Genomic DNA, 25298 nt, shown 5'->3' with positions numbered 1-25298 from the left:
TGAAATATTAATTGAGGTTTAAGGTCTGCTTATCAACTTCGGTAGCTAATTCGATAACTTTATGGATTAAGAAAGCCTCAACCAACGAAAGCGCATAGTCCCGATCGATGGGTAGCATATCTGGTTTTATAACTTCTTCAATATATTGCTCAGGACTCCATAATCTACGTACTATTTCAGGATGTGTATGTTCAATACTTTGCAATGTATCCTCAAATTTTTTATTTGCTACCTCAATGAATTCTTTACGATCTGCTTCAGTTAAAGGCAGAACGGTAATTTTAATTATAGATTTCTTTTCCATAGGTTTACTTTTTTTACTTTCAATTAATGGTTTCTCTCTTTTACCCAGACGGTAGTCGTAACCATCACTTTGGTGGCCATCTACATCAGCAAAAACTGTTTTGAAAATATACAGTTTGTCCTCGTCATCTAATGTTTCATTGTTTTCATTTTCTACATCCAAGATATAATATTCCCACTCTTCATTTCTGATTTTGTGCATATTGTCGAACAGCAGCTTACCTAATTCCAATGCCGGCGGAGAAGCTTTAAGCATTTCTGTCCATTTTTCAAATCCCACCAATTTCGCAATGATATGCTGGGCGTTCATAAGTGTAAAATGGTTTTCATCGATATCGAAGTCATTAAGCAGCGCATCTACATCGAAAAATTTTGGTGCATACTCAAAGAGGTTGTCGCCTAACGAAGAATCGAAATAAGGTTTTTGTGTTTTAAAATCTTTGTGAAGATTTTTTGCCTGGAGTTTGAAGTACTCAATAGTTTTCATAATACATCCTTTTGTACCAACTTAATTATCCTGGATATTTGCGTTCGTAATCTTTATTTGGATAATAAGCAGGTAGGTTAGCATTATTAAACTATTGGCTGATGAAATCTTTGCACGAACGAGCAAGCTTGCCAACAAGCTTAGTGCAATATTAGAAATAAAATTTTAATCCACCAAACTTATTGTACTGGTTTAGAATTACATGAACGGTAGATATGTATTTATATTTCAATATTATGCTTAGTTAAAAATGCACATCAACAACATATCAAAAGGGACCTACAATACCAAAGAGCAACAATTTATATGAAAGTAACGAAAGATTGTTGCAAAATCGAAACTTCTATAATAGCTCCTTCCCAAAATTTTTAAAAGAAAAAAATATAGTGTTTGTATGACTTGATGCCAGTGTCTCATTTTAGGGAATAAATGGCGCAAGTTCAAAAAATAGTCAAAGAAATTCCCTGCCCTAAATTATAATTATAGAATGTTATTAACATTGTTTAGCATAAGTTACTGTTTAAATACTATTAGACATAGTGCAATGATGTTGATAAAGTTTTAAAATCTTCATATATACCACTATTTCATTTAATAAATTTGACACTTAGTGTCAAATGAAAATATGTCAACAGAAACTTTAGGAGGAAAGCTAAGAGAACTGAGAGAATCAAAACATTTTCCCTTACGAAAAATTGCGGCAATGTTAGATATCGATGTGGCCATTTTAAGTAAAATGGAGCGCGGAGAACGTAGATTAACAAAAGAAGCTATTTTAAAGCTAGCAGAAATTTACCAATATAATTCTGATGAGCTTTTAATATTATTTCTATGTGAAAAAATCATGTCTGACATTCAAGGCGAAGACTTAGGTGAACAAGCACTTATAGTTGCAAAAAAGAGATTTAAATATTTGAAAGATAATAAAGCCAATGACAATTAATCAGCTAATAGAAAAATATAAGTCTGATAGAAAATATTATTTGTCAGATAAATATAATGAAACATTACTACGTAGTGATTTCTTAGATCCATTCTTTGAATTACTCAAGTGGGATATAAAGAACCATGCAGGTAAATCGACCAATGAAAGAGAGGTTATTCTTGAAGAAACATTAAAATCGAATGCTTCGGAACATTCTAAAAAGCCGGATTACACTTTCAGGCTTTTTTCAGAAAGAAAGTTTTTTGTGGAAGCAAAAAAACCTCATGTAAGAATTGAATCCAGTGATGAAACAGCTAAACAAATTAGACGTTATGGTTTCACCGCTAAACTTAAAATTTCGGTTTTATCAAATTTCGAGTATTTAATGATATATGATGTGTCGGTGAAGGTTGATCATACAGATAACTTTCAAAAGGCGTTAATTAAAAAATATCATTATACGGAATACGAAGAGAAATTTGAAGAAATAAAAAACTACTTAGGCAAGGACTCTGTATATTCAGGTCAATTTGACTTAGAGTGGAAAGATATCGAAGCTAAAATTCAACTCTATTCAATAGACAATCTATTTCTAAATCAAATTAATGAGTGGAGAACTCTACTCGGCTCTGAAATTTATAGATATGAGCCCACTATTAACGTACAACAGTTAAATGATACTGTACAAAGTTATCTTAATCGGATCTTATTTTTAAGGGTTTGTGAAGATCGAAATTTAGAGGATTATCAAACGCTATTGAAATTTGCAAGCGCTAATGATTTTAATGCTTTAATAAGCAAATTTCAACAAGCGGATATAAAATATAATTCAGGATTGTTTGATCAGCTTTTAGTCGATAAAATCGTTGAAAACATATCTTCCGTTTTTTGGTCGATAATTAAACAATTGTACTATCCAGAAAGCCCCTATTCATTTGCTGTATTTTCATCAGATGTTTTGGGTACTATATATGAAATTTTCTTATCAGAACAACTGATTGTACATGATAATGCTGTCATACTTATTAAAAAACCTGAGAATGCTGATCGAGATATTATCACTACACCAACTTTTATAATTAATGATATTCTTCGTAAAACAGTACAGGTTAAATGCGTTGATTTAGATTATACTGAAATCTGCAAATTAAAATTCGCAGATATATCTTGTGGATCAGGTGCTTTCCTTTTGGAACTTTTTCAATTATTAAATGACAATGTTATTGACTATTTTTTACGTACTGATAAAACCAAACTTATACATACAGCTTTAGAAACTTATAAACTACCTTACGATATAAAACGTAATCTTTTATTAAGTTGTGTATACGGAATTGATAAGGATTACAATGCTGTAGAATCTGCAAAGTTTGGGTTATTATTAAAACTTTTAGAGAATGAGGACGCTGCTTCAATTTCTGGGCGAAATCCAATACTTCCAAATTTAGATCAAAATATATTTTTTGGTAATAGTCTTATAGAGCCTAATCAAGTTTTTTTAGATAATGAGCAAATTATTATCAATCCATTCGATTTTGCAAGTCTTAGATTTGATGTAATTGTAGGTAATCCTCCTTACATGAAGTCCGAGGACATGAAAAACATAACGCCTCTTGAACTTCCTATTTACAAAAAAAACTATATATCAGCTCATAAACAATTTGATAAGTACTTTCTTTTTATTGAACGCGGTTTAAACTTATTAACTTCCAATGGAATATTAGGATACATTGTTCCCAGTAAATTCACAAAAGTTGGTGCTGCGGTAAATCTCAGAAAAGAATTATCTGTAAATGGTTATTTGCACTCCTTGGTATCCTTTGGCGCCAATCAAATATTTGCCGATAAAACTACTTACACAAGTATTTTAATCATCGGCAAGAGTAGTCAGGAAAATTTTACTTACACTGAAATAAAAAATCTTACACAATGGAAGATTCGAGATTTTAAAAATATTAATACAGATGAAATCGAAACAAACACTCTTTCGAGTGAACTTTGGTTTTTAGTGCCTCCATATTTGAAACTAACATATGAAAAAGTTTTAAAACAGAGCGAGAACCTTAAAAAAATCGTCGGGAAGGATAATATAAATAACGGAATACAAACTAGTGCCAATGAGGTGTACATTATTCAAGCTACGAAAGAAGAAAATAATACAGTGGACTTTATCAAAAAAGGCATAACCTACAGTATTGAAAAGGATGCGCTTAGACCGTATTACGTAACTGTTCGTACTAAGGGTGCAGAAAAATTAAATACTTACCGCACAATAGTACCTAATGCTTATGTAATTTTTCCATATATCATCCAAAATGGCAAAACTGAATTTATTTACCCTGACGAATACAAGAAATTATACCCATTAGCATATAAATATCTCGAATTAAATAAACCAAAACTTACTGAAAAACGAGACGTCAAACCAGTACCAAAAACAGATCAGGAATGGTATCGTTTCGGTCGTAGCCAATATTTGGAATTAGGTGAAATAAAAGAAAAAATAATCATAGGTGTTATGTCAACAGGTGAAAAATATCCAATAGATTTTTCACAAACTTTGCACACCGCTGGTGGAACTGCGGGCTATTGTAGTTTATTCTTGTCTCCTGATAGCTTATATTCAATCTATTATATACAAGCTATTCTAAACTCTAAATATGTTGAGTGGATAATTCATCTTAAGGGTGAAGTATTTCGTGGAGGATATATTGCACGCGGGACAAAAGTGTTGAATAATTTACCAATCCGTAAAATTGACTTCAAGAATCCCTTAGATAAAGAATTGCATGATAACATTGTAAAAACGCAGATAAAGCTAATTGAAATTCAACAGAAAGTAGACTCAAATGTTGGAAATAAAAGATTACAAACCCCACTTTTAGGACAATTTGAAAGAACAAAAGCAATAATGGATGATTTGCTTAAGAAATTATATAACCTTGGCGCCGATGACTCGCTAATCCCAACAATAAAAGATTTATATGAAATTAATTGAGAATGCAACTGCAGAAAAACTTAGAGGCGGTTTTTATACACCGGACGCGATAGCTGCATTTATTCTTAAATGGGGAATTAATGGCAGCAGAGATTATGACATCTTAGAACCGAGTTGCGGAGATGGAGTATTTTTGGAGCAACTTAAATATAATAACCATCAATTCAAATCTGTTACAGCAGTAGAGTTTGATCATAAGGAAGCCAAAAAAGCTAATAAAATACAGCTTAATGATAAAACAGTTATAAATACAGATTTTCATTTATACTGCAACGAAACTACTAAAAGATTTGATCTTGTTATAGGAAACCCCCCATATATAAGATTTCAATATTTTGATAGTGAACAACAAAAGGAAGCTGCAAAAATTTTTAGCAAAGCTGGATTAAAATATTCAAAACTTAGTAATGCATGGGTATCATTCGTAGTAGGATCAAGTCTACTTTTAAAAGAAGACGGTAAGATTGGTTTTGTTATTCCGGCAGAGCTTCTTCAGGTTTCCTATGCACAGCAACTTAGGGAGTTCTTGGCTAAATTTTATAACAAAATAAATATTATCTCCTTTGAAAAGTTAGTTTTTCCTGACATTCAACAAGAGGTCGTTTTGCTTCTTTGCGAAAAAAATGGCACGGACACACATTTGATAGAACATTTAGAATTACACGATGCAAGCGATTTGGAAAATTTGAACGTAGAAATTTTAAAAAGCCCATCCAAAAAAATTGATTTTAAGTCGAACAAGTGGACATATTATTTTTTGGAGCAAGAAGAAATTGATTTCCTTGAAAATATTGCTGCCAAAAGAAATATACCTTCAATTGGTACTTTTGCAAAAGTTGAAGTTGGAATAACAACTGGTGCCAACAGTTACTTTACTGTGCCTTTAACAACAGTCCAGCAATATGACCTGGATCAGTTTGCCAAACCTATGGTGGGTAGAAGCATTCAAGTAAACAGCTTAATTTTCACGAAAGAAGACTGGGAATTAAACCGTAAATCTAAAGCAAAAGCTCACTTACTCGTATTTCCAAATCGAAAAGAATTAGGTGAACATTCAGGGGCTCAAAAATATATTAAATTTGGTGAAATTAACGAAGTAAATAAGGGATACAAAACGGGAATAAGGGATGATTGGTTTGTTGTTCCGTCTATAAGGGTTTCAGATGCGTTTTTTATTAGACGTAATAATTTATACCCAAGGCTTATTATTAATGATGCTAAAGCTTATACTACAGATACAATGCATCGAGTTTCGATAAAACCAGAGGTTGAAATAGAAGCATTCACATCTAGTTATTACAACTCTTTATCTTTAGCTTTCTCCGAAGTGACGGGTAGAAGCCATGGTGGAGGTGTTTTAGAACTAATGCCAAGTGAAGCTGAAAGAATTTTATTGCCCTACAAAACAATAAATAAAAAATTATTACCTCGGATTGATGAAATGTTACGTAATAAAAATAACATTGATGAAATTTTAAAAATTACAGATGAATTAATATTAAAAAAAGGTTACGGACTTACCCAAAAAGAAGTTAATTTGGCTAATCAGATATGGAAAAAATTATCTAAAAGACGAATTAACAGGAGTAAATAGTTATAAAATTGAGAATAGTTAATCTTAGCACTATCACACTTACACTTTTAATATAATGTCTATGATCCAGCAATATTTCGCACAATATGAAAATCAAAAAAATCAAGATTGAAAATTTTCGATTACTTAAAGACTTTGAGTTAGATCTTGAAGATGAACTTTCGTTAGTCATTGGAAAAAATAACTGCGGCAAAACATCTTTATTATCAATATTGGATAAGTTTTTAAGCCATGCTGAAAAGACAAAATTCTCTTTTGATGATTTTAATATTGAATTCAAAAATGACGTAAAACTAACTGTCGAAGATCTAGCCCTAAATGAAGAAACATATCAGCCAATTGGAATAAAATTGAAGCTGTTCATTGAATATGGTGAAAAAGACAATCTTTCAAATATTTCTAAGGTTATGATGGACTTAGATCCAGACAATAATTTTATTGTTCTAGGATTTGAATATTTATTAGATTTTGATGGATTGATCCGTCTAAGAAAAGATTTTGCAGAATTTAAAAAGAAGGAAAAAAGGAAGCTTAAGGGTACAAAAGAGACTAGTTTAAAAACAGAAAAAAACCTATTCTATTTTTTAAAACTAGAACAATCAGGATACTTTCACACCAGGCGTAAATCAATTGAATTTGATGTAAAAACAAAAATTGAAAATGACGATAAATACCTTGATTTAGACATAGAAAAAATTAGTTTGAAGGAAATTATTAACTTCAAGTTTATTAGTGCAAAACGTGACGTCTCTAACAAAGAGATTGATAAAACTTTGTCGATTCAAACTTCTTCCATATATAAAAAAACAGAAGCTAGCGACGAACAAAAGGATGCTATTGATGATTTTAAAGATAAGCTTAGCGAGACAGATGTAGTACTTAGTGGAATATATTCAAATCTCTTTAAAAACGTAATTGAAAAAGTTAGAAATTTTGGAGGGATAAAGCAGGATGACTCCTTAATTGACATAATTTCAACTTTACAGCATAGGGAACTACTTGAAGGCAATACTACGGTTATGTATAATCATGGGGGAAGCTCCTTACCTGAGAATTACAATGGTCTTGGGTATATGAATCTTATTAGTATGATTTTTGAAATTGAGATCCTTCTACAAGATTTTAAGAGGAAAAAGGAAGAGAGACCGTCTGATATAAATATCCTTTTTATTGAGGAACCGGAAGCACATACTCACCCCCAGATGCAATATGTTTTTATAAAAAACATCAAATATCTACTGAATCAAGGCATTCAACGTGAGGACGGTCAAATCGCCGAACTGCAATCAATAATAACCACACACTCTTCTCATATTGTTGCAGAGAGTAATTTTGATGATATTAAATATCTAAAAAAAGAGAGTGAAATTTCAGTCATTGCTAAAAATTTAAAAGACTTGCAATATGACTACAAGGCTAATACAAAACAATATCAATTTCTAAAGCAATATTTAACGATAAACAGGGCTGAGATATTTTTTGCAGACAAAGCAATTCTTATTGAAGGAGATACAGAACGAATCTTGTTGCCTACTCTGATGAAAAAATTTGATTTGGATGAGGAAAAAATATTTAAAGCAAGTGGAGGAAAAGATAAGTTTCTTCCTTTGCTTTCTCAAAATATTTCTATTATTGAAGTTGGTGCATACTCCCAAATCTTCGAAAAATTTATAAATTTTATTGGTATAAAAAGTTTGATTATCACTGATCTCGACGCAACTGATGCAGCTGGCGAGAAATGCGAACCATCATTAGGAGTCAATTTTTCTAACTCCGCATTAAGTTTTTTCTTTTCTACAGCTACTCTAGCAAACCTTAAAAGTTATTGTGTTGCAGAAAAAACATTTATTAATGATTCCGGAAAATGGAAAATAAATGCTGATGGTAATCTTCTAATAGTTTATCAGATATTGGAGAATTCTTTTATAGCTAGGAGTTTTGAAGATTCTTTCATCAATTTAAATAGAGCTTTTATTACACCAATAAAAACACAGTTTGAAGGTCTTAAAAACTTTGTGGAATTTGACAATCTTGGCAACAATCCCTACTTTTTAGCTGAAAAATGCATTAAGAAAAAGACCCATTTCGCTTTAGATATTTTGTATCATAGCAATGAAGATTTTAGTAATTGGAATATTCCGGGGTACATTAAAGAAGGTTTGTCATGGCTGAAACAAAATTAGAACAGATTGCAAAGGATGAGTTTCATCAAGTCATGGAGCACATTAATAATGGTGATAATTTTCTTTTGAGTGGTGGTGCTGGAAGTGGAAAAACATACTCTTTAGTCCAGATTATTAGAGAAGTTATTGAAAAAAATCCGACGGCTAAAGTAGCATGTATGACCTATACAAATGCTGCAGTAAAGCAAATTGAAGAACGTGTTGATCACAACAATTTAAATGTTACCACAATTCACGATTTTCTTTGGGATAATATCAAGCATTTTCAAAAAGAACTAAAAACAGCAATTATTAACCTTAATAATGATCCTGACAATACGAAGATTAGCTTTGAGGATCAATTACTCCCTAATACTTTTTTTGATAACCTGGATAAAGGAATACAGTATAAGGAATATTTGAGGCTTCGAGAGGGCATTATTTCTCATGATGAGCTTTTGATAATCGCTAGTTATATGTTTGAAAATCACACTAAACTCTGTGACATTTTAAAAGATAAATATAAATTTATATTCATTGACGAATATCAAGATACAAATACGGAAGTTGTAGAACTGCTACTAACACACCTACAAAAAAGTAAAAAGAAAAATGTTATTGGCTTCTTTGGTGATGCGATGCAGTCCATATATGATGAAGGTGTTGGTAACTTAGATGCCTATAAGGGCGCAGATGCAGGGAAAGTTAAAGAAGTAAAAAAAGAAGTCAATAGAAGAAATCCAAAATTAATTTATGAACTAGCTAATAGGCTGCGTACTGATGGTATAGTTCAAACTCATTCGCTTGAAGACGCACCAAACATTTTTAACGGTAAAGTTAAAGACGGTAGCATAAAATTTATTTATTCATCAACCGCTGATCTTGTTTCAGTAAGAACACACCTGACAGCTTTAGGGTGGAACTTTAATAATCCTAAGCAAACAAAGGAACTTAATTTAACGCATAACCTCATTGCAGATAAAGCAGGCTTCAGAAACCTGATGGATATTTATGATAAAGATCCAGTGATAGGATTAAAATCTGATATTTTAGCTAAAATAAAAGACAATAAAAAGAACAATCGTGCTGAAATCCAGATTGCCGAAACAGATACATTCGACCAGGTCGTTAATAAATTTCAATTAAAGAATAGACAACGAATATTAAAAAAGGATATCATTCTTAAAGAACCTGATCACAAAAAATTGTATAATTTACTTAAAGATCAAAGTTTTGCAGAAGTCAGAAGGATTTATTTAGACAAAGACTCTTTAGTGGATGATAAAAAACAAGACGGAGATGATGATAACAAGAAAGGTTCGAAGAGAGACAATTTAATCAAACATCTTTTTAAGATACAAAACAATATTTTCTATTACGAAAACAAAAATTATAATGAATTTTTGCGCGCTACAGATTATAAAATTCATGTCACAAGCATCAATCAAAAACGAATTTTAAAAGCCAGTATAGAAAGTCTAGTTAAAGTTGGTGACAAAACTATTGAAGAAGTAATTAAAGAAGCAGATGAAAAAAATATATGTTTGATTGACCAGCGACTTGAAAAATTTATTCTCAACAATGAATATATATACAATCGTGTAAAAAAAATTAAATATTCTGAGTTTCAAAAACTGTATGAATATTTAGAAGGATTTACACCCTTTTCAACACAGCACAAAACAAAAGGTGCAGAGTTCAATAATGTTCTTGTAATTCTTGATAATGGGGACTGGAATAAATACAATTTTGAGAACCTTTTTAGTGAGTCTGGGACAGCAAGTGTTTTGGAGAGAACTCAAAAAATATTCTACGTTTGTTGTACGCGATCCAAAGAAAATCTCGCAGTCTTCTACCATAATCCAAATCCTGTTGTCATAGCCAAGGCGAAGGAATGGTTTGGTGAAGAAAATGTACTTTCTTTAAATTCATAATTATATAAATTATTTTCTTGATGCTTTAATATTTATATAATAGGTAACAGGAGTCTTTGTAATAACCTCATTATCCGGCTTAAATGGGTTTCTTATAGGCCAAACTTTTGGCGACTCAGAAGTTACGTCGTAAACCATATAAATAAAGTAATTATCGGACTCTTCTGCTTCCCTCAGTTCATTAGCAGACAGAAAAAAGTTGGCACTCCCCACCTTCGCGGTTGTAGCTTTAACCTCTATATATCTTTTACTTCCGTCAAGCTCAAAGGAGAGAATATCATATCCATACGAATCTGACTTGAGAGATACTCTATCAATATATTTTATTAAATCCTCCCTATTTCCGTCACGTAATCGCTTAGCTTCCAAATCCATTACAACCTTTTCTCCACGGTCGCCTAACTTTTTAAGTTTTCGAGCTTCTTTTTCATAGTTCTTTTTTCCATGTTCTGTCTTACCCGGTACTGGACCTGGTCTTTTAGTTTCCGTTGAAGATATTGTCATTAATTCTATGAACGATGCGATTGGATTTGGGGGAAATTCAGGATCGACATAATCTTCCAAGATTGATGTTTCTTGTTGTGGATTTCCTTTTGTAACAGGCCTTCCCGGATATTCTGTATATAGAAAATCGGAAAATATATCAACAGACCAAGCTCGCATGATAGGGTCCGAATTTTTAAATTCAACTAATGCTTTCCTTTTATAAACTGCATCTGCGCTAATGAGCCACTCTGTATCTAAATCTAATTTAACTAAAAAGTAATTTAGGTGTTCTGGTGAAAATACATTCAAGTAAATATCCGGATAATAAGTAGATAGGATTTTTCCTTTAAACATCGGGGAAATATTGTTAGTCGCTATTGCGGCTAAGTCACCAGCAGCGCCTGCATCGAGAAGTTCAAGGATTTTTGTGCGGACATTCTCAAATGCTATAATGTTATTATTGCCAAATTTTTTAGCAAAGCGATATTCTATATGTGGATCTGATTTAGTCCTTCCATAGTACACACCAAATTTAAACGCGTTAGCACCGATTATTCGGCCTAAGCCATCGAGTTCCCGCTCAAGCGTGTAACAAAAATTGTAACTGTCTTTTGCAACCGTCTTCCCAAGAACATATTCGTCCACATGCATAGTACGAATATTGGTGTATTTAAAGTGTTTAATAAATTCAGCGCGAATTTTATGAAGATTGTCGCGACCTTCTATAATGCGGTCAATTCTTTTTATATATCTAGCCTGAGCTTGTCTTAAGTCGTGTAAATTCATTGATAATACAGTATAGTTTATTACAAACCTACAATTTTAATTTGCTCATTTATATCTGCGCATTTATTTTAAAGGCTCTATAGAGCTTAGAGGAATGACTGTAAGGCTGTAATTGGATATGACAACGCCAACAGATCGTTTTATAATCGAACTGGAATGCTCCATACACTGCCATGACATGCATATTGAATCATATCTGTACTTGCAAGTTCAATCCTTATTGCTTCCCATTCATTTTTAAATTCAATAACCAGTATGCTTTTGTCTCATTTCAGCAGCAAAGGTATTTCCGTGTCCTTAACGCAATAGCAAGGCCAGGCCCTTCAGGTTTGACAAAAAATCTCCACCCATCCGGGTTGTATTTTTTGTCAAAACCTTGCTATTGCTAAACACTAACCTTTTTATGCTCCCGAAACGAAACATAGCATACTCCGGCTCTTTAGACGAATAAAAAAAATGTCAGCAATGAAAAGTAAAATATTAAAAATGGATTTGATGAAACAAAACAGCACCTCCTCTCATTGCCGAATAAAATTTCAAAAAAAATTAATCACTAAAAATCGTAGAAATTATGAACATCACAGGAAGAGTGACAGCGGATGCGCAGGTACGCAACGTGTCAAACAGCAAAACAGTAGTAAACTTTTCGGTAGCCATCAACGACAGCTACAAAAACAAAGCAGGCGAGCACATAGGTCAGACAACGTATTTCGACTGCGCCTATTGGCTTAGTCCAAAAGTAGCGCAGATACTCACAAAAGGTACAGTGGTCGAACTTACAGGAAAAGTGAGCGCAAGAGCGTGGACAGGCAGTGACGGACAACCGCACGCAGGACTGAACTTCAACACCTCGCAAATCAAACTACACGGGGGCGGTAAAAAAGCCGAAGCGTTACAGGCTCCCACAGGAAACAACAATGACGATACAAAGGACGACCTACCATTTTAACAACGAGCACCTAAATAATTCAAACAATTTAAAATTTAAAATCATGGCACATAATATCAATTTTAACAGCGAAACAGGACGTTATTCATTCTTTAGCGTAAAGGAAAAAGCGTGGCACGGACTAGGGCAAATTGTAGAGCAATACCCAACAAGCGAGGAAGCTATAAAATTTGCAGGGTTAGATTATGAAGTCGTTAAAAGTCCGCTATTTACCAAAAGTTCGGGTATTATTCAAACGGCTGACAGTATCGAGATAGGCAGTAACGAATTGGAAGTCCCTAACTATTTTGCCAATATACGCACGGATAACAACGCAGTATTGGGCGTGGTAGGCAAAGACTATCATATCGTGCAAAACCGTGAAGCATTTAATTTCTTTGATGCCATTGTAGGCGGTGGAGAGGGAATACTATATGAAACCGCAGGAGCGCTGGGTAATGGGGAACGCATATTTATCACAGCCAAACTGCCCGACTATATCCGAGTTGGAAATGGCGATGATGTAACCGAAAAATACATTTTCCTGACCACTTCACACGATGGTAGCGGAAGTATCACAGCCGCTTTTACTCCTATTCGTATCGTATGCCAAAACACGCTTAATGCATCCTTGCGCAGTATGACTAATGTAGTGCGTATCAAACACACTTCGGGAGCAAAACAGCGTATTGAGAACGCTCACAAGATTATGGGATTGGCGAACACCTTGAGCATCCAGTTAGAGAATATTTTCAATGAATGGGCAAAAGTAAAGGTAACAGACAAGGAAGTGAGAAAGCTAATCCAATTGGCACTTTGTCCAAATAAAGAAACTTTCGATTTACTAAAAAAAGGAGCGGAAGATGAAATTTCCACCATATTCAAAAATACCGTTGAGGATGCCTTTGCGTATGCTATGACAAGCGACACACAGCAGATGGACACTACCAAAGGCACATTGTTCGGAGCATATAACGCTGTTACAGGCTACTATCAGAATGTACGCAAATACAAAGATGATGAAGCCAAGTTACAGAGCATTGTTTTGGGCGGTACTGCTCAACTCAAATCACAAAACGCATTTGACTTGTGTACAGGCTTTGCCTTGGATGGTGCAGAAGTCCTAAACTTTAATTAGATAACCAAAGGCTACCGCTTTAATCGGTGGTAGCCTGTTATAAATTAACTGATATGAAAGCAAAATCAATAGACGAAGCTAAAAGTATGGCTAAATCACAAAGCCTTGAAACGAAGTACAAAGACGAGGCTGTATATATCATTTATTGCAATAGAACCGAATATTTCTATATAGATACCAATAGCCTTTTAAGGAATTGGGAACAGCTTACAGGCTATTATGAGAACGGAGTTTATAACGCTGAAAACTGAACAGATAAAATGATGAAGATAACAGATTTGAACGGTTGCCCTATTGAGGTGAGCAACCTTAAAAAAGCCATTAAAATGGCAGGACACTATAAGGAATATCGCCACAAGGACAAAAGTTTCTCCGAGTTTGATAAAAGGCAGAAAACCTATTGGGCAGATATGCACGAGAAACTCAGAGCCATTAAAAAACAATTACACGACAATTAAAATTTTAGAACGATGAACGCAAATTTTTTCCATCAGGTAGCACAGTTGCAGATTACAGGTGATTTGCAACTCACCATAGCAAAAGGAGCAGAAAACAACCTAATCGTATCGGTTATGCTCCAAAACGAACAATGCGGAGATAACGCAAAGAACATCATACCGCCCCTTAATCTTCGGGGAACAGCCGAAGAACTTGACAACGGTTTTTTCGAAAAGATAACCACACCCATACAGACCGCTTCGGGCTTAATGGTCGATATGGAAAACTTTATGAAGCAGTTGGAAGAAACCAAAAAACAGTCGGCAATGGAAAAAGATAAAGCCGACAGGCAGAAGAAAGAACAGGAAGCCAAAGACAAAAAGTTCAAAGACGCAATGGCAAAAGCGGATGAACTTGAGAAAGAAGGAAAGCACCGTGAAGCGTGGGTAAAAGTACCCGAAATAACAGAGTTCCCTGAAAAGGCTGACGAGATACGAAAACGCAAAAGAGAACTATCCGACAAGTTTTCTGCGCCAAGTCTTTTTGGAGCTATCGAGGAAGAAAAACCTGAACCCGCAAAATCGGAACAAGTAACTGCCGATTACCCAACAGAAACTGCACAGGAAAACTAAATGTAATAACTTAAAATTCATCATCATGTTATTAGCAACGCAATTGGAAAGGGTGTTTATACTTAAAGATAAAGGACACGATATTATATTGACCGATCCCGAACCACGCTGGAGCGTGGAAGCAGTACTAAATTTTTACGCCAACAGGTATCCCATTCTGACAACCGCCAAAGTATCTGCACCCGTCATCAAGGATGATGCAGTAGAATATCGATTTGAGAGTGTAATGGGCACTAAAGGTTAAATCTAAATTTAAAACAATGGACTATGCACAAACATATCATATCGGGAACAATCAAGCAACCCGAACAAAAAAGACAAAGGCAGTTGTACAAACAGCTCAGCGAGTTCGCCCAATGGATGCAAAAACCCAAAGATGCGAGCGAAGTTCAAAAAGACAAACGCAGGTCAGTACCTGTGGAAATGTTGCCAATGGTTTTCTAAAGACTTCGTTCCTGCCAAGACTGAAAGAAACTGAAACGCTACAGGCTTGTATGGAAACAGCAAAAATGCACAAGGATTTTTACAAGTCGCTGTCATTACTTGCAGAGCATTACAAGATAGAACCAATGCAGACCAACCAATTTGACTATCCTTACAATATGGCGTTGGCTATAAGGGATATTGAAGAAAAGTTAAAGCAAAGTGTTCTGAATTGGCAGGAAATACGTTTGGTGCAGGACAGTAAGCAAACCTATTTCATCAGTGAGGAAAAATACAACACCGGTACAACCCTGTATTATATACCGATTGAACCGCTTTATCAGATGCTCCACGACCCCAAGCGCAAAAGAAACGCCCAACTGCTTATTTCTGTTTGCTCTTACCTATACCACATTGCTGATATTCCTTATTTCAGACAGGAAGACAGCTACCTGTATTGGATGTATGAGATGCACAAAGAATGGGTGGAGCAGGACGATGAAATAGACGAAAATGAAGCGTATAAGCTTGAGTTTGAAAAAGCGGAATTCATTGGAGATTGTATCGAGCAAAAGATTTTTAACCCTATGAGTTTACAGGTATTCGGTCAGCGTTTAAACACTTTTAAAAGTAGTGATGCATTCGACCACGAATGTTGGCAGATTGCGTGCAACGCCTTTGCCTTGTACACAGAATACCCCAACGCAAGCATTTTCCGAAATGCGCCAATGCCTGAACAAGACCCTGATAACGATGAGGACGACAATGAAACCATTGGTATGGAAAAGTATATTTCTTTTATATCGCACACAAAAGGATGGCTATACGAGAACCTTGCCCAGAGCATCAACAACGAGTTTAATGAATACGCAGAAATGCAGGAACCGACCATCTGCAAACGATTTGACACAAAAGCGGTAACGAAAAACACCCTTGATTTTGAGAACAGATTATTTGCCCTTTTGGACGATATATGCGATTTGCTTTATAATTATAAAACCACAAGAAAATGAAAAATACAATAGATATAACAGAAAGCTTTGGTACGTTGTACCATCCTAAATCTGCACTCGTTTTCTATGAAACCAAAGGAGCGGACAGCGATGTATATGTGGAGCATTTTGATATGGACAATAACGGCACTCCTATTAATGCCCACCCACTCACAGAGAGGGAAGCAAAAGTATTGGCAAGGGCATTGGTAACAGAAAAGGACAAGGAACAAGCTTTTTTAAAATCCAATGGGATTTTGGGGTCGAACATACTGCATATCAATCCTAATAAAGAGAAAGGTGCTGTACTATGGCACTCAAAAGCACAAAAGCGACAACTGTATTTTGTGGAGAATTTGGATATACCCAACGGAATTGCGTATGTACCACCAATGATTTGGTATGCCAACAAAAACAGCCTTGCGGTTTATGCACTTGTAAGCGATAGAAGACCAACAGAGAAAACACCTTTGTATTGCGCACCATTTTTTAACATCTACCAAGATGGGAAAGTATGTATGGGTTCGGTCAATATCAATATCAAAAACTCCGCTTCGATAGAAGAATTTACACTTGCTTGGGAAGATTACTTTTTCAACAGTTACTTCAGCCATTTACTGGGAAACAACAGTCCGATACAAGGCAATTGTGTAAACCTTTGGAAAGAGCTTATCCAAACGGGTAAACCTTTTCCTAAAGAAGTATTGAAAAAAAACAACAAAACACTTAAAAATCTATTGCCATGAATACCGAGAAAACAAAAATACATTTTACGGATAACTACCTCATAAATCCGACTAACCCTATCACTGTGAACATAATTGGTGCAGGAGGCACGGGTTCAAAAGTACTGACCGCCTTAATGGAAATGAACCACAGTTTAGTTGAACTTGGACACGCAGGACTATCCGTTCGCCTTTGGGACGACGATGTTATCACGACTGCCAATTTGGGCAGACAGCGTTTTGCCGAGTGCGAGGTTGGCTTATGTAAATCCGGTGCCCTGATAAACCGAGCCAATCGTTTTATGGGAACTTATTGGAAAGCGGAAACGGTGAAATTTGAGAAAGATAGTTTGGCAAGACTGCCCCAAAATGCACAGGCAACAATCTACATTACTTGTGTGGACAATGTACAGGCGAGGTTTGGTGTTGCTGAAATACTTAAAGAATTATGCAACCGCAGAAATCATAGAGATACGCCAAAATATTGGTTAGACTTTGGCAACAGCCAACATACAGGACAGGTCATATTATCCACTATTGGAGAAATTAAGCAACCCAACTCTGAAAAGTATGAAACGGTGGCAAGCCTGCCGTTTGTTACCGAAGAATTTGGCGAATTATTAAGACAATCAGAACAGCAGGACGATACGCCAAGCTGTTCCTTAGCAGAAGCCTTGGAAAAACAGGAATTATTTATCAATTCTGCCTTGGCACAAATGGGATGTTCGCTGTTGTGGAGCTTGTTCCGCTATGGTATGACCGAGTACAGGGGATTTTTCCTTAATCTTGGAAACTTTCAGTCACAACCCCTAAAAGTCGCCTGACCCGAAAATCGGGTGGCAAAAAGACACTCCCTCCCAAAAGATCGGGACAGTCTTTTTGCGTTTAAGCGGTGCAGCCACTTTAATAAAAATGCACAATGCGCCATTTTATCAAACAGGCTGCGAGAATTATTCGAGGGATATCATTATCCCTTTTATTATTTTAGAGGACTTCTTTTCTTTCCGTAAAAGCGACCAAAGAAAAGAAGCAAAAGAACGCCGCAATTTCGGACAGCTTTTTATAATTGTTATCCTATTTAACTGGGACTGTTTTCCAAACAGAAAAACCCTTGAAAAGATGTTCAATGTGTTCAAACTCAATAAAAGCGATCAGTTCATTTTTACACTTCCCTTTAAATCCCCTGAAACACTGAAAATCCTTGAGGGGGATATTTGCAAGTTCTCCTATGGTAGTAATCCCTAAAGCCTCGATTATAGTGAACATTCTCTTGCTGAAAGGAAAATGGGTATCATAAAGCAATTTATTCAGGTCGGTTTCAGCTTTACTTCTTCTTTTTTTAATCCGCCCTGTTTCGTATTCAAAGTCCTCTTTTAACTGCTCTAATTTCTGTTTATAGTGGTCTATATCGTCAAGCATTTCAGTTACACACTTCACTTTTTCAAATGTCCTTTCATATAATCTACGGACACTCTCGCCGGTGACCCCGTAATTGTCACCCAACTCCTTAAGTGTCATTTTATCTATCAAAAGTTTCTGGAGTATATCATATTCCTTTTCAGAAAGTACCTTTCTGGACATTTCGATATAAAATCTATTGGTACGGTCTATCAGTGTATTAGTTAACATCATTCGTAAGATTGTAGTTAAGTGTCGTCACAAAGTATATATAGTGCCTAACATTAAATTTGTAGCGTGCACCTGAATTAAGCCAAATCGCTGTTTCCTGCTAAGTAGGTTAAGGCAGTTTTACTTATTGTCTCGCTGAAATAATACTCTCCCTGATCCAGCTTGATTACAGCTTTTTTTAGTTTTTCAGGAGCAGAACCTTTCAGTACGTAGCCCCGAACGCCAAGCCTAAGCATTTCGATTATACTTTTCTTATTGTCAAGACTGCTGAAAACCAATATCTTGATCTCGGGGTATCTTTCTGCCATCTGCTTGGCTGTCTGGTGACCATCCATAACAGGCATGCTGATATCAAGTATACAAATGTCCGGCAGTACTTCCTGCAACTGCAAACCCTCGATTGCTTCCTGACCGTTAGCAGCCTGAAGCACCACTTTAAAATTACTATATTCCAAAAAATTTTGAGGGGATATTCTAAGCCCTTCATGGTCATCAATTAAGGCAATCGTAATCTGATTCTCTTTTTCCATTATTCCTTATTTAATGTTGAACAAATTATAGAAAATAATGACCCATAATTTGTCGCCATAGGACTTTCGTCCTATATGTAGTGATTAAAGACTTTATTAATACTTCAGAGTAATAATAAAAGGTCTTTATAAATTACTTGTCGATAACTGAAAATATGTTCCTGCTTAGTTAAGTAGCCGTAATCGCCGTTCTATAAAAAATATGGCGCAGACCACTACACTTATCGGAACTGAGGCACTGGTATACCCGACCACGAATAAGCGAGCGCCCACGCCAATGGCATGAGCGTCCTTACTTATTTGTCTCGCGGTCTTTAAAAATTACCAGTTTTCAGTTACCGAGCCCTAAGCAAAAACACTAAATGAGTTTTCTATATTTTGTCCAAAGATAGTAACGTTTGTGAAGTTATCCAATGTTTCTTTAACAGAATCCATTAATAATTGACAATAAAACAACCCGAAGATGATCTCCGGGTTGTGCTTAAAAAAATCTAAATTGTACTGTTTATATTAAACTAATATTGTACTCTTAATCGCTACTGTTAAATTCAAAACTCAATTGTTTTTCATTCCCAAAGTTATCTGAAATCCACACTTCAAAAGATTGGGAAACGGTGGAGTTTGAAGTGTAATACAGTCTGAACTGTTCTGTTGGTATCGAATATAAATCATTTGGCTGGTAAGCCGGTTCATTGTAATAACGTAATGTGCCCTGTCCGTCGAATTGAAAATAGCGAATAAAATAGTGCGTACCTGTGTAATTACCTGTAGGCTCTATTGTTAACCTTATTTCTACGGTATCTCCAATGGCAATTTCCTTGGGTACGGGCATAACATTTACCTCAAATGGGAACTCATGCTGTATTTCCAGTTCTTCCTTATCACAGGATAAGAGTGTAGCAGAACTTAGCAGGACTGCCAGCAATACCGGCAGTAACCCTATTCTCAACTTATTAAAAAATGCTGTCATCGTTTTTCGTTTTAAAAATTAAATCTTAATCCCACACCTGCGGATGGGCGGAGCTGTTTCAGGTCAGTACCCCACAAAACTTTTGTACGCCCTTGCAGGACTAATACAAAATGATCGGACAGGTATGTTTCAAAAGACAGCCGTCCGCCAGCACCGTAAATGAAATTGTCTTCACTTATTATTTTCGCCCCGTCAAATAAAAGCTCTTCGCCTCGATTGATACTTTCATACCCAACTACACCTGTTATGGCTGCATTGAATGTAATGTTCTTACGGGCATCGCCCAGCAGCAAGAAACTGTAGCCGCCTTCTGCGGTATAGGTCTCCTGCGGAATGCGGAGGTCTTTATATTGATAATATTGGTGTGCATATTCTAAAGCCCAAAGCTGGTAATTCCCGTTTTTACCATTTACGATCATAGCCGCATTAATGTAAAAATCATTGCCGATTTTGTCATTGGATAATACACCTGAATTTACTTCCAGTCCTTTTTGTTTAGGCAGCATACGTTGTGCCTGTGCAATTGTGATACTCATCAAAACGAGCATTACTGTATAGATATACTTTTTCATTTTCTATTGCTTAATGGATTACTAAAACTTCAGATGCATGTCGCTAATTAATCGGGCTTTTATCAAATCCGAATTTTCCACCTGAAGCGTCTGATGCCTTCCGCCGTTCTTCTCAAAAATCTCAATCAGCAATACCTTATCATCGGCAATAGTAAACTGGTCCAAAAGGAATACGTTTTGTTCGACTTCGTTACCGCCAATCACACTCAGTGGCTTGTAATTGCGAAGCGGTATCATCGGTCTTTCCTGTATCACGGTGCGTTTGGCTATTTTCTTATCTACCACCTTGAAATTCATAAATTCAATCTGGAAGGGAACATTCGTGCGATTATCCAGTTCGGTATGGAAATAGTATTTACCGTTATGGATGTAAATTCCTTTGAGAATAAACTGAATACCGAAACTTTTTGCCCCAATATGTTTTACAAAACGTTTATCCTTTTTATAGATCGTTTCCAGTATCAAACCTGCCAGGGATGGCGAGTTGTTCCCCAGCTCTTCAAATAGTACATCTTGTCCGGCGGATCTATCCACCGCCTTTTGCATTGCCAGAAGGTTGTAACTCAATGTAGATGGGCAGGCACTATAATAGGCGTTGAAGCTGTAAAAACGGCCGTCGTCGGTAATCACCGAAAAATTAGTTTCAGGCTCAAAGTCCTTTACCGAGGCTTTTACGCGAAGCACATTTTCTGCGTCTTCTGCTTTTCCTGCAATTATGTACTCACTTCCCAGATCCACGTAACGTATTGCGCTTGGGAAAATCAGATGAGAAGTCTTGTCGTAAGTAACCTGCATTTCGTACGATTCTATCCTGCCCAGGGCAAGCGAAGTTTTTGCAGTTTCCTGCGCAAAAGAGGCGGCGGAAAAGCCGATCATAAGGGCAGCTGCCCAAAAGGTTTTTAAATAATTTTTCATTGTTAATTTATTTTAGTTTATTATTATTTTTTAGAGACAAGAAATACCTGATAGCCAGCTTTCAGGGTAACTTTTGGCGTTTTTACTTTTTTGGAGAAATAGCCTGAAATGCCCTGTACAACACCTCTGCTCAAATCTGCCGCAACCTGCTGTCCTGCTGATTGGGTCAGCATCAGGCTCGTTCCTGAAGTCTGGCTCATATTACCGGCCATCTCAGTAAGGGCATTCATTTCAGGAGAATACGGGACGTACAAACCCTGCTGACCGTCAAGGTCATAAATGGTTATGTCTACCGGGATAATATTACCATCGAGTTCTATGGAAGTAATTTTCATCTGTAAACGACCTCCCTGAAATTTAGCGATTGCCGTTAAGAGCGTTCCCTGCGGGATGGTGCGGTTAGGTGTTTGGGCAGGTTCCAATAAACGCAGGCGCACGCCGCTTTCACCAATAATGGTCTGCGTTTCCTGTATGCAGGCTTTCACACTGTTTTTGGGTTGTGCAATCTGCTGTACAGATCCCGGAGTATAAAAATTCCTGTTTTTATTTGCGCTCCAATCCGCTAAAAAAGTACTATCTGAAGGCTCTCTGTACAAAGCCGAAACGGCTTTTTTTCCTGCAGGGGCAAATGCCACAAAATACTCTTTCTGCGTACTGGCAGAAGCTGTACTGCCTTTGTTGGGGGAAGCTTCACCATTATTTGTACCTGTCGGAAGATATTTTGCAGCCATCTGATAGGACTTTTCCATGAGTGCCAGCTGGTCATCTACAGTCACGCTTTTGGGAACGTCTTTATCAGCCAGCTTTTCTTTCAGCTCATCAAGCTGTCTGCGGAGTTCTTGCGTTTCATTATTGTCATCCTTATAAAAGGAGCCAAGCGCACTTTGAGAATTGCGGTAACTGTTTAATGCCGGATTAGATGATCTTCCCGGATTATTACCGTAACCCATGCTTTGATCTTCCTGCTCAGCGAGTGTATCCTGATTGTCTTTAGATGAACTGTCCTCATTCCAGTAATCGGAAAGCGTGGTCAAGGCATTACGTTTTTCCTGATCTTTCTGCTCCAGCATTTCCTGCTCATATGCTTTCTGTTTGTCGGCCTGCATGCCGGCTTCGCTGGCCTGCGGGACGGCATCGTTCAGCCCGATATTCTCGATTTCCTTCTTGTCTGAAGACGGTTTAAATATCAGGTACATACATCCGAGAAAAACGATTCCCATAAGTATGAATATTACCGGTTTTTTAAGCTGTTCTTTGCTGCTCTTTTTATCATCGGGCAGATTGGATGCTCTGGATTGGTCAGCTTCTTCAACCAGAACGCTGACCCTTTTTTCATTTTCTTTCATAAATCTTTTCTTTTAATTTTGTTGATAATGTGTCCAGTTGGGAGGCAGGACTTTCTTTTTTACGGACAGGGTTGTCAATATGCTCGATGACCATCCTGTTATCAGATTTTGCCATGTCGTAGCACACTTTTAAAATAACCACGACGGTAAGCAGCAGGTACACTAAAAAAAGGCATAGCGTATATCTTCGCTGTCTGTCTAACGATAAGGCCCGCCAGATTTTATCCTGCTTGTCAAACCACTTGTCTATATTTATTCTTATTGTTTTCATACTTTAAAGATTATGGGTTATCGCATTCTAAACCCTCTTTTTCGCGGAGCAATCTCTTCATTGGGTTTTTCTGACACTTGGGCAATAGCCTCCTTTATCGTCGGAAGCGAACTTGCTGTAAGGTTTGTCTGTTTAGATTCCTTCATTAATTGCCCGTAGCGGTCTGTTCTTTTTATATACATTTCTGTATCCCCTAAATCGAATTTCCCGTTCTCGTATCTTACCCGCATATTGCACTCAACCTTTGGCCTGTCTTCGCCATTCCATTCGAGGTAGGTGGATAAATGCAAGTAATTTGCTAATCTCGGAGCATCATTACCATTTTCCCAAGTCTGTAAAAACCCGCTAATGCTATCCTTTAGTTTGCCTGGGCAACAGCCCTCAGTGTGGAAAGAACCGTCATATCCCTTATCGGTCAGGGTTTTTACCAATGCGTCTAAATGAAGTAAAAGTTTCATTTTCCTTAATTTTTAACGTTCAATGACTTCTATGTCCTTATTTTCCACCACGGAAAATTTCTCGATATTAAAGCCCTGCGGGTTATTGTCCGAGCGGACGGAGTTAACCAGAAAACAGGAGGTCACAAGGTTACGTTTTGTCACATTGCTCGAACGGATGATAAACTGTTTGGCATAGGTGCGCACGGCATACGGATAATTCTCAAAATTGCAGGCTACGCTGTCAATTTCGATACGCTGCTGTACATTGCCCGATATGATACGGTTGTAATATCCTTTTTCCGAGAGGTCTTTGTAATAATCAAAGGCACTTTTATCGGCAAGATTAAATGCCCTTTTCATGTTGCTCTCAATAGCATTTTTATCCGGAGCTAGCGTAAAGAACAGTTCATGGAAGCGCCTTACGTGTTCCCGTGCTTCCACGGGACGGTTTATAGACGCGTCCTGAGCGAGTGCCAGCATGAGTGATTTGCCATTGTCCAGCACATATATTTTTTGTCTCTGCTGTTCAGCGAAACTGTAAGATCTCCATACGGCATATCCTGCAATGGCTGTGCAGAGCATGGCAAACACAATAGCATACAATCTTATCTGCCTGAAACTATTTTCGATATTTCTTAGCGTTTTAAATTCCATTTTCTTAAATAATTAGTTGTTTTATTTGCTCATCAGCCTGCCGCCAATATTTCCTGCTGCTGAACCGGCTCCCGCTCCGGTAACATTTCCTGCTTTCATCGCTGTCTGGTTGACATTGCGTGTAAAGTTCCCAGCTCCGCCGGCCTGGATAATCCAGCCTGTTACTGTTGGAATAGTGAAGTAACCCACAATTCCTATAATCATAAATATGATATACACGGTATTTGAAGTGTCGGGAATAAATGTCGGATCAGACAGCATTTCAATGTCACGTTCCAGTATCAGGGATTGAATCCTCGCAAGCATCGAGCTAAAGAGGTCCGCTACAGGAAGCCAGAGGTAGACACTTATATATCGTGTGAACCACTGGTTAAGCGTAGACTGAAAACCGTCCCAGACGGAAATAGCGAAGGCAATCGGGCCAAGTATAGACAGGACGATAAGAAAAAATGTCCTGATGGTATCGATCACCAATGCCGCCGCCTGAAACAGTACTTCCAAAAGATTACGGAACCATTCTTTCATGGCTTTCTCAATCTTATACTCCTGACGATCCATGTACATTCCTGCCATTGTCCCAATGTCTGAAGGCGACCAGCCGAGTTCATCCAGCTTCTTGTCGAACTCTTCATCCGAAACCATATAGGCAGTTTCAGGATTTCGTACCATTGCTTCGTATTCCAATTGGTCTTTCTGCTGCTGTAGTTTGTTCAGGTCCAGCACCTGGTCTTCGAGTATAGCATGCGTTCCTGTAACTATAGGACTTAGCACCGCATTAACGGTTCCAAGGACGATCGTGGGAAAAAACATGATACATAATCCCAAGGCAAAAGGCCGCAGGAGCGGGAACATATCGATAGGTTCGGCACGGCTTAACGCCTGCCAGACCTTTAATGCTACATAGAACAGCGCGCCCAGTCCGGCCAGACCTTTAGCTACCGCTGCCATATCACCTGCAAGCGGCATCATGTCATCGTAAAGCGAACGCAGGACTTCGTGAAGATTATTCCATTCCATCCT

General features: G+C 36.8%; 26 protein-coding genes. 14 read left to right on the top strand and 12 right to left on the bottom strand.

Annotated features, from left to right (window positions below; translation table 11 throughout):
* Nucleotides 1–7 precede the first annotated feature (7 nt).
* Nucleotides 8–613, bottom strand: coding sequence for a hypothetical protein (locus P6733_RS02160; protein WP_306349946.1), 606 nt, complete (start codon nucleotides 611–613; stop codon nucleotides 8–10).
* An 802-nt stretch (nucleotides 614–1415) separates the two neighbouring features.
* Here P6733_RS02160 and P6733_RS02155 point away from each other — a divergent pair.
* From P6733_RS02155 to P6733_RS02135, 5 genes are all read left to right on the top strand, one after another.
* Nucleotides 1416–1733, top strand: coding sequence for a helix-turn-helix domain-containing protein (locus tag P6733_RS02155; protein WP_306349945.1), 318 nt, complete (start codon nucleotides 1416–1418; stop codon nucleotides 1731–1733).
* The gene (locus tag P6733_RS02150) at nucleotides 1723–4713 is read left to right on the top strand and encodes an Eco57I restriction-modification methylase domain-containing protein (RefSeq protein WP_306349944.1); all 2991 of its coding nucleotides are present in this window, start codon (nucleotides 1723–1725) and stop codon (nucleotides 4711–4713) included. Before P6733_RS02155 ends, P6733_RS02150 begins: the two co-directional genes overlap by 11 nt.
* Nucleotides 4700–6307 (top strand): Eco57I restriction-modification methylase domain-containing protein, encoded by a 1608-nt coding sequence (locus P6733_RS02145; protein ID WP_133505791.1) that lies wholly within the window; start codon nucleotides 4700–4702, stop codon nucleotides 6305–6307. Before P6733_RS02150 ends, P6733_RS02145 begins: the two co-directional genes overlap by 14 nt.
* Nucleotides 6308–6393: 86 nt before the next feature.
* Nucleotides 6394–8490 (top strand): ATP-dependent nuclease, encoded by a 2097-nt coding sequence (locus P6733_RS02140; RefSeq protein WP_306349943.1) that lies wholly within the window; start codon nucleotides 6394–6396, stop codon nucleotides 8488–8490.
* Nucleotides 8472–10403: a UvrD-helicase domain-containing protein gene (locus tag P6733_RS02135; RefSeq protein ID WP_306349942.1), complete on the top strand. Its 1932-nt coding sequence runs from the start codon at nucleotides 8472–8474 to the stop codon at nucleotides 10401–10403. Before P6733_RS02140 ends, P6733_RS02135 begins: the two co-directional genes overlap by 19 nt.
* Nucleotides 10404–10412: 9 nt before the next feature.
* Here P6733_RS02135 and P6733_RS02130 read toward each other — a convergent pair whose 3' ends face one another.
* Entirely contained in the window at nucleotides 10413–11675 is a 1263-nt protein-coding gene (locus tag P6733_RS02130; protein ID WP_306349941.1) for a protein NO VEIN domain-containing protein, read from the bottom strand.
* 571 nt (nucleotides 11676–12246) lie between these two features.
* On the opposite strand from P6733_RS02130, the gene P6733_RS02125 reads away from it, so the two are divergent.
* Genes P6733_RS02125 through P6733_RS02085 form a run of 9 tightly spaced genes read left to right on the top strand, consistent with a single transcriptional unit; the run spans nucleotide 12247 to nucleotide 17775 of the window.
* Nucleotides 12247–12624 carry a single-stranded DNA-binding protein gene (locus P6733_RS02125; protein ID WP_306349940.1) on the top strand — a complete coding sequence of 126 codons (378 nt, stop codon included), beginning with the start codon at nucleotides 12247–12249 and terminating at the stop codon, nucleotides 12622–12624.
* Between the two features lie 43 nt (nucleotides 12625–12667).
* Nucleotides 12668–13741 (top strand): DUF932 domain-containing protein, encoded by a 1074-nt coding sequence (locus P6733_RS02120; RefSeq protein ID WP_306349939.1) that lies wholly within the window; start codon nucleotides 12668–12670, stop codon nucleotides 13739–13741.
* A 53-nt stretch (nucleotides 13742–13794) separates the two neighbouring features.
* Nucleotides 13795–13992, top strand: coding sequence for a DNA-binding protein (locus P6733_RS02115; protein ID WP_306349938.1), 198 nt, complete (start codon nucleotides 13795–13797; stop codon nucleotides 13990–13992).
* A 9-nt stretch (nucleotides 13993–14001) separates the two neighbouring features.
* Nucleotides 14002–14199 (top strand): hypothetical protein, encoded by a 198-nt coding sequence (locus P6733_RS02110; RefSeq protein ID WP_306349937.1) that lies wholly within the window; start codon nucleotides 14002–14004, stop codon nucleotides 14197–14199.
* A 12-nt stretch (nucleotides 14200–14211) separates the two neighbouring features.
* Nucleotides 14212–14811 carry a PRTRC system protein E gene (locus P6733_RS02105; RefSeq protein ID WP_306349936.1) on the top strand — a complete coding sequence of 200 codons (600 nt, stop codon included), beginning with the start codon at nucleotides 14212–14214 and terminating at the stop codon, nucleotides 14809–14811.
* A 25-nt stretch (nucleotides 14812–14836) separates the two neighbouring features.
* On the top strand, nucleotides 14837–15055 hold the full coding sequence (locus P6733_RS02100; RefSeq protein WP_026726976.1) for a PRTRC system protein C: 219 nt from the start codon (nucleotides 14837–14839) through the stop codon (nucleotides 15053–15055).
* 16 nt (nucleotides 15056–15071) lie between these two features.
* Nucleotides 15072–16247 (top strand): hypothetical protein, encoded by a 1176-nt coding sequence (locus P6733_RS02095; protein WP_306349935.1) that lies wholly within the window; start codon nucleotides 15072–15074, stop codon nucleotides 16245–16247.
* Complete coding sequence (locus tag P6733_RS02090) at nucleotides 16244–16972, top strand: PRTRC system protein B (protein ID WP_306349934.1); 729 nt, start codon at nucleotides 16244–16246, stop codon at nucleotides 16970–16972. Before P6733_RS02095 ends, P6733_RS02090 begins: the two co-directional genes overlap by 4 nt.
* Nucleotides 16969–17775 carry a PRTRC system ThiF family protein gene (locus P6733_RS02085; RefSeq protein ID WP_306349933.1) on the top strand — a complete coding sequence of 269 codons (807 nt, stop codon included), beginning with the start codon at nucleotides 16969–16971 and terminating at the stop codon, nucleotides 17773–17775. Before P6733_RS02090 ends, P6733_RS02085 begins: the two co-directional genes overlap by 4 nt.
* A gap of 250 nt (nucleotides 17776–18025) precedes the next feature.
* Here P6733_RS02085 and P6733_RS02080 read toward each other — a convergent pair whose 3' ends face one another.
* The 10 genes from P6733_RS02080 to traJ form a co-directional block, all read right to left on the bottom strand.
* A complete protein-coding gene (locus P6733_RS02080) occupies nucleotides 18026–18583 on the bottom strand; it encodes a sigma factor-like helix-turn-helix DNA-binding protein (protein ID WP_084157329.1) in 558 nt (185 codons plus the stop codon).
* A gap of 74 nt (nucleotides 18584–18657) precedes the next feature.
* Nucleotides 18658–19110 (bottom strand): response regulator, encoded by a 453-nt coding sequence (locus P6733_RS02075; protein ID WP_306349932.1) that lies wholly within the window; start codon nucleotides 19108–19110, stop codon nucleotides 18658–18660.
* A gap of 529 nt (nucleotides 19111–19639) precedes the next feature.
* Nucleotides 19640–20080 (bottom strand): DUF3872 domain-containing protein, encoded by a 441-nt coding sequence (locus P6733_RS02070; RefSeq protein WP_272092502.1) that lies wholly within the window; start codon nucleotides 20078–20080, stop codon nucleotides 19640–19642.
* An 11-nt stretch (nucleotides 20081–20091) separates the two neighbouring features.
* Nucleotides 20092–20652 (bottom strand): conjugal transfer protein TraO, encoded by a 561-nt coding sequence (locus P6733_RS02065; protein ID WP_306349930.1) that lies wholly within the window; start codon nucleotides 20650–20652, stop codon nucleotides 20092–20094.
* A gap of 21 nt (nucleotides 20653–20673) precedes the next feature.
* Nucleotides 20674–21567, bottom strand: a complete 894-nt coding sequence (gene traN / locus P6733_RS02060; protein ID WP_306349928.1) for a conjugative transposon protein TraN — start codon at nucleotides 21565–21567, stop codon at nucleotides 20674–20676.
* Nucleotides 21568–21590: 23 nt separating this feature from the next.
* A complete protein-coding gene (gene traM, locus P6733_RS02055) occupies nucleotides 21591–22913 on the bottom strand; it encodes a conjugative transposon protein TraM (protein WP_306349927.1) in 1323 nt (440 codons plus the stop codon).
* Entirely contained in the window at nucleotides 22900–23184 is a 285-nt protein-coding gene (locus tag P6733_RS02050; RefSeq protein ID WP_306349925.1) for a nitrogen regulatory IIA protein, read from the bottom strand. The genes traM and P6733_RS02050 overlap by 14 nt, the downstream gene beginning before the upstream one ends.
* Nucleotides 23185–23201: 17 nt before the next feature.
* Nucleotides 23202–23642: a hypothetical protein gene (locus P6733_RS02045; protein ID WP_306349923.1), complete on the bottom strand. Its 441-nt coding sequence runs from the start codon at nucleotides 23640–23642 to the stop codon at nucleotides 23202–23204.
* A 12-nt stretch (nucleotides 23643–23654) separates the two neighbouring features.
* The gene (traK, locus tag P6733_RS02040) at nucleotides 23655–24278 is read right to left on the bottom strand and encodes a conjugative transposon protein TraK (RefSeq protein WP_306349921.1); all 624 of its coding nucleotides are present in this window, start codon (nucleotides 24276–24278) and stop codon (nucleotides 23655–23657) included.
* A 21-nt stretch (nucleotides 24279–24299) separates the two neighbouring features.
* Complete coding sequence (gene traJ, locus P6733_RS02035; protein WP_109746246.1) at nucleotides 24300–25295, bottom strand: conjugative transposon protein TraJ; 996 nt, start codon at nucleotides 25293–25295, stop codon at nucleotides 24300–24302.
* Nucleotides 25296–25298: the final 3 nt, after the last annotated feature.

It is taken from the genome of Flavobacterium aerium (assembly GCF_030766725.1).
Taxonomy (GTDB): domain Bacteria; phylum Bacteroidota; class Bacteroidia; order Flavobacteriales; family Flavobacteriaceae; genus Flavobacterium; species Flavobacterium aerium.
This window is presented reverse-complemented; position numbering and strand designations above follow the sequence as displayed.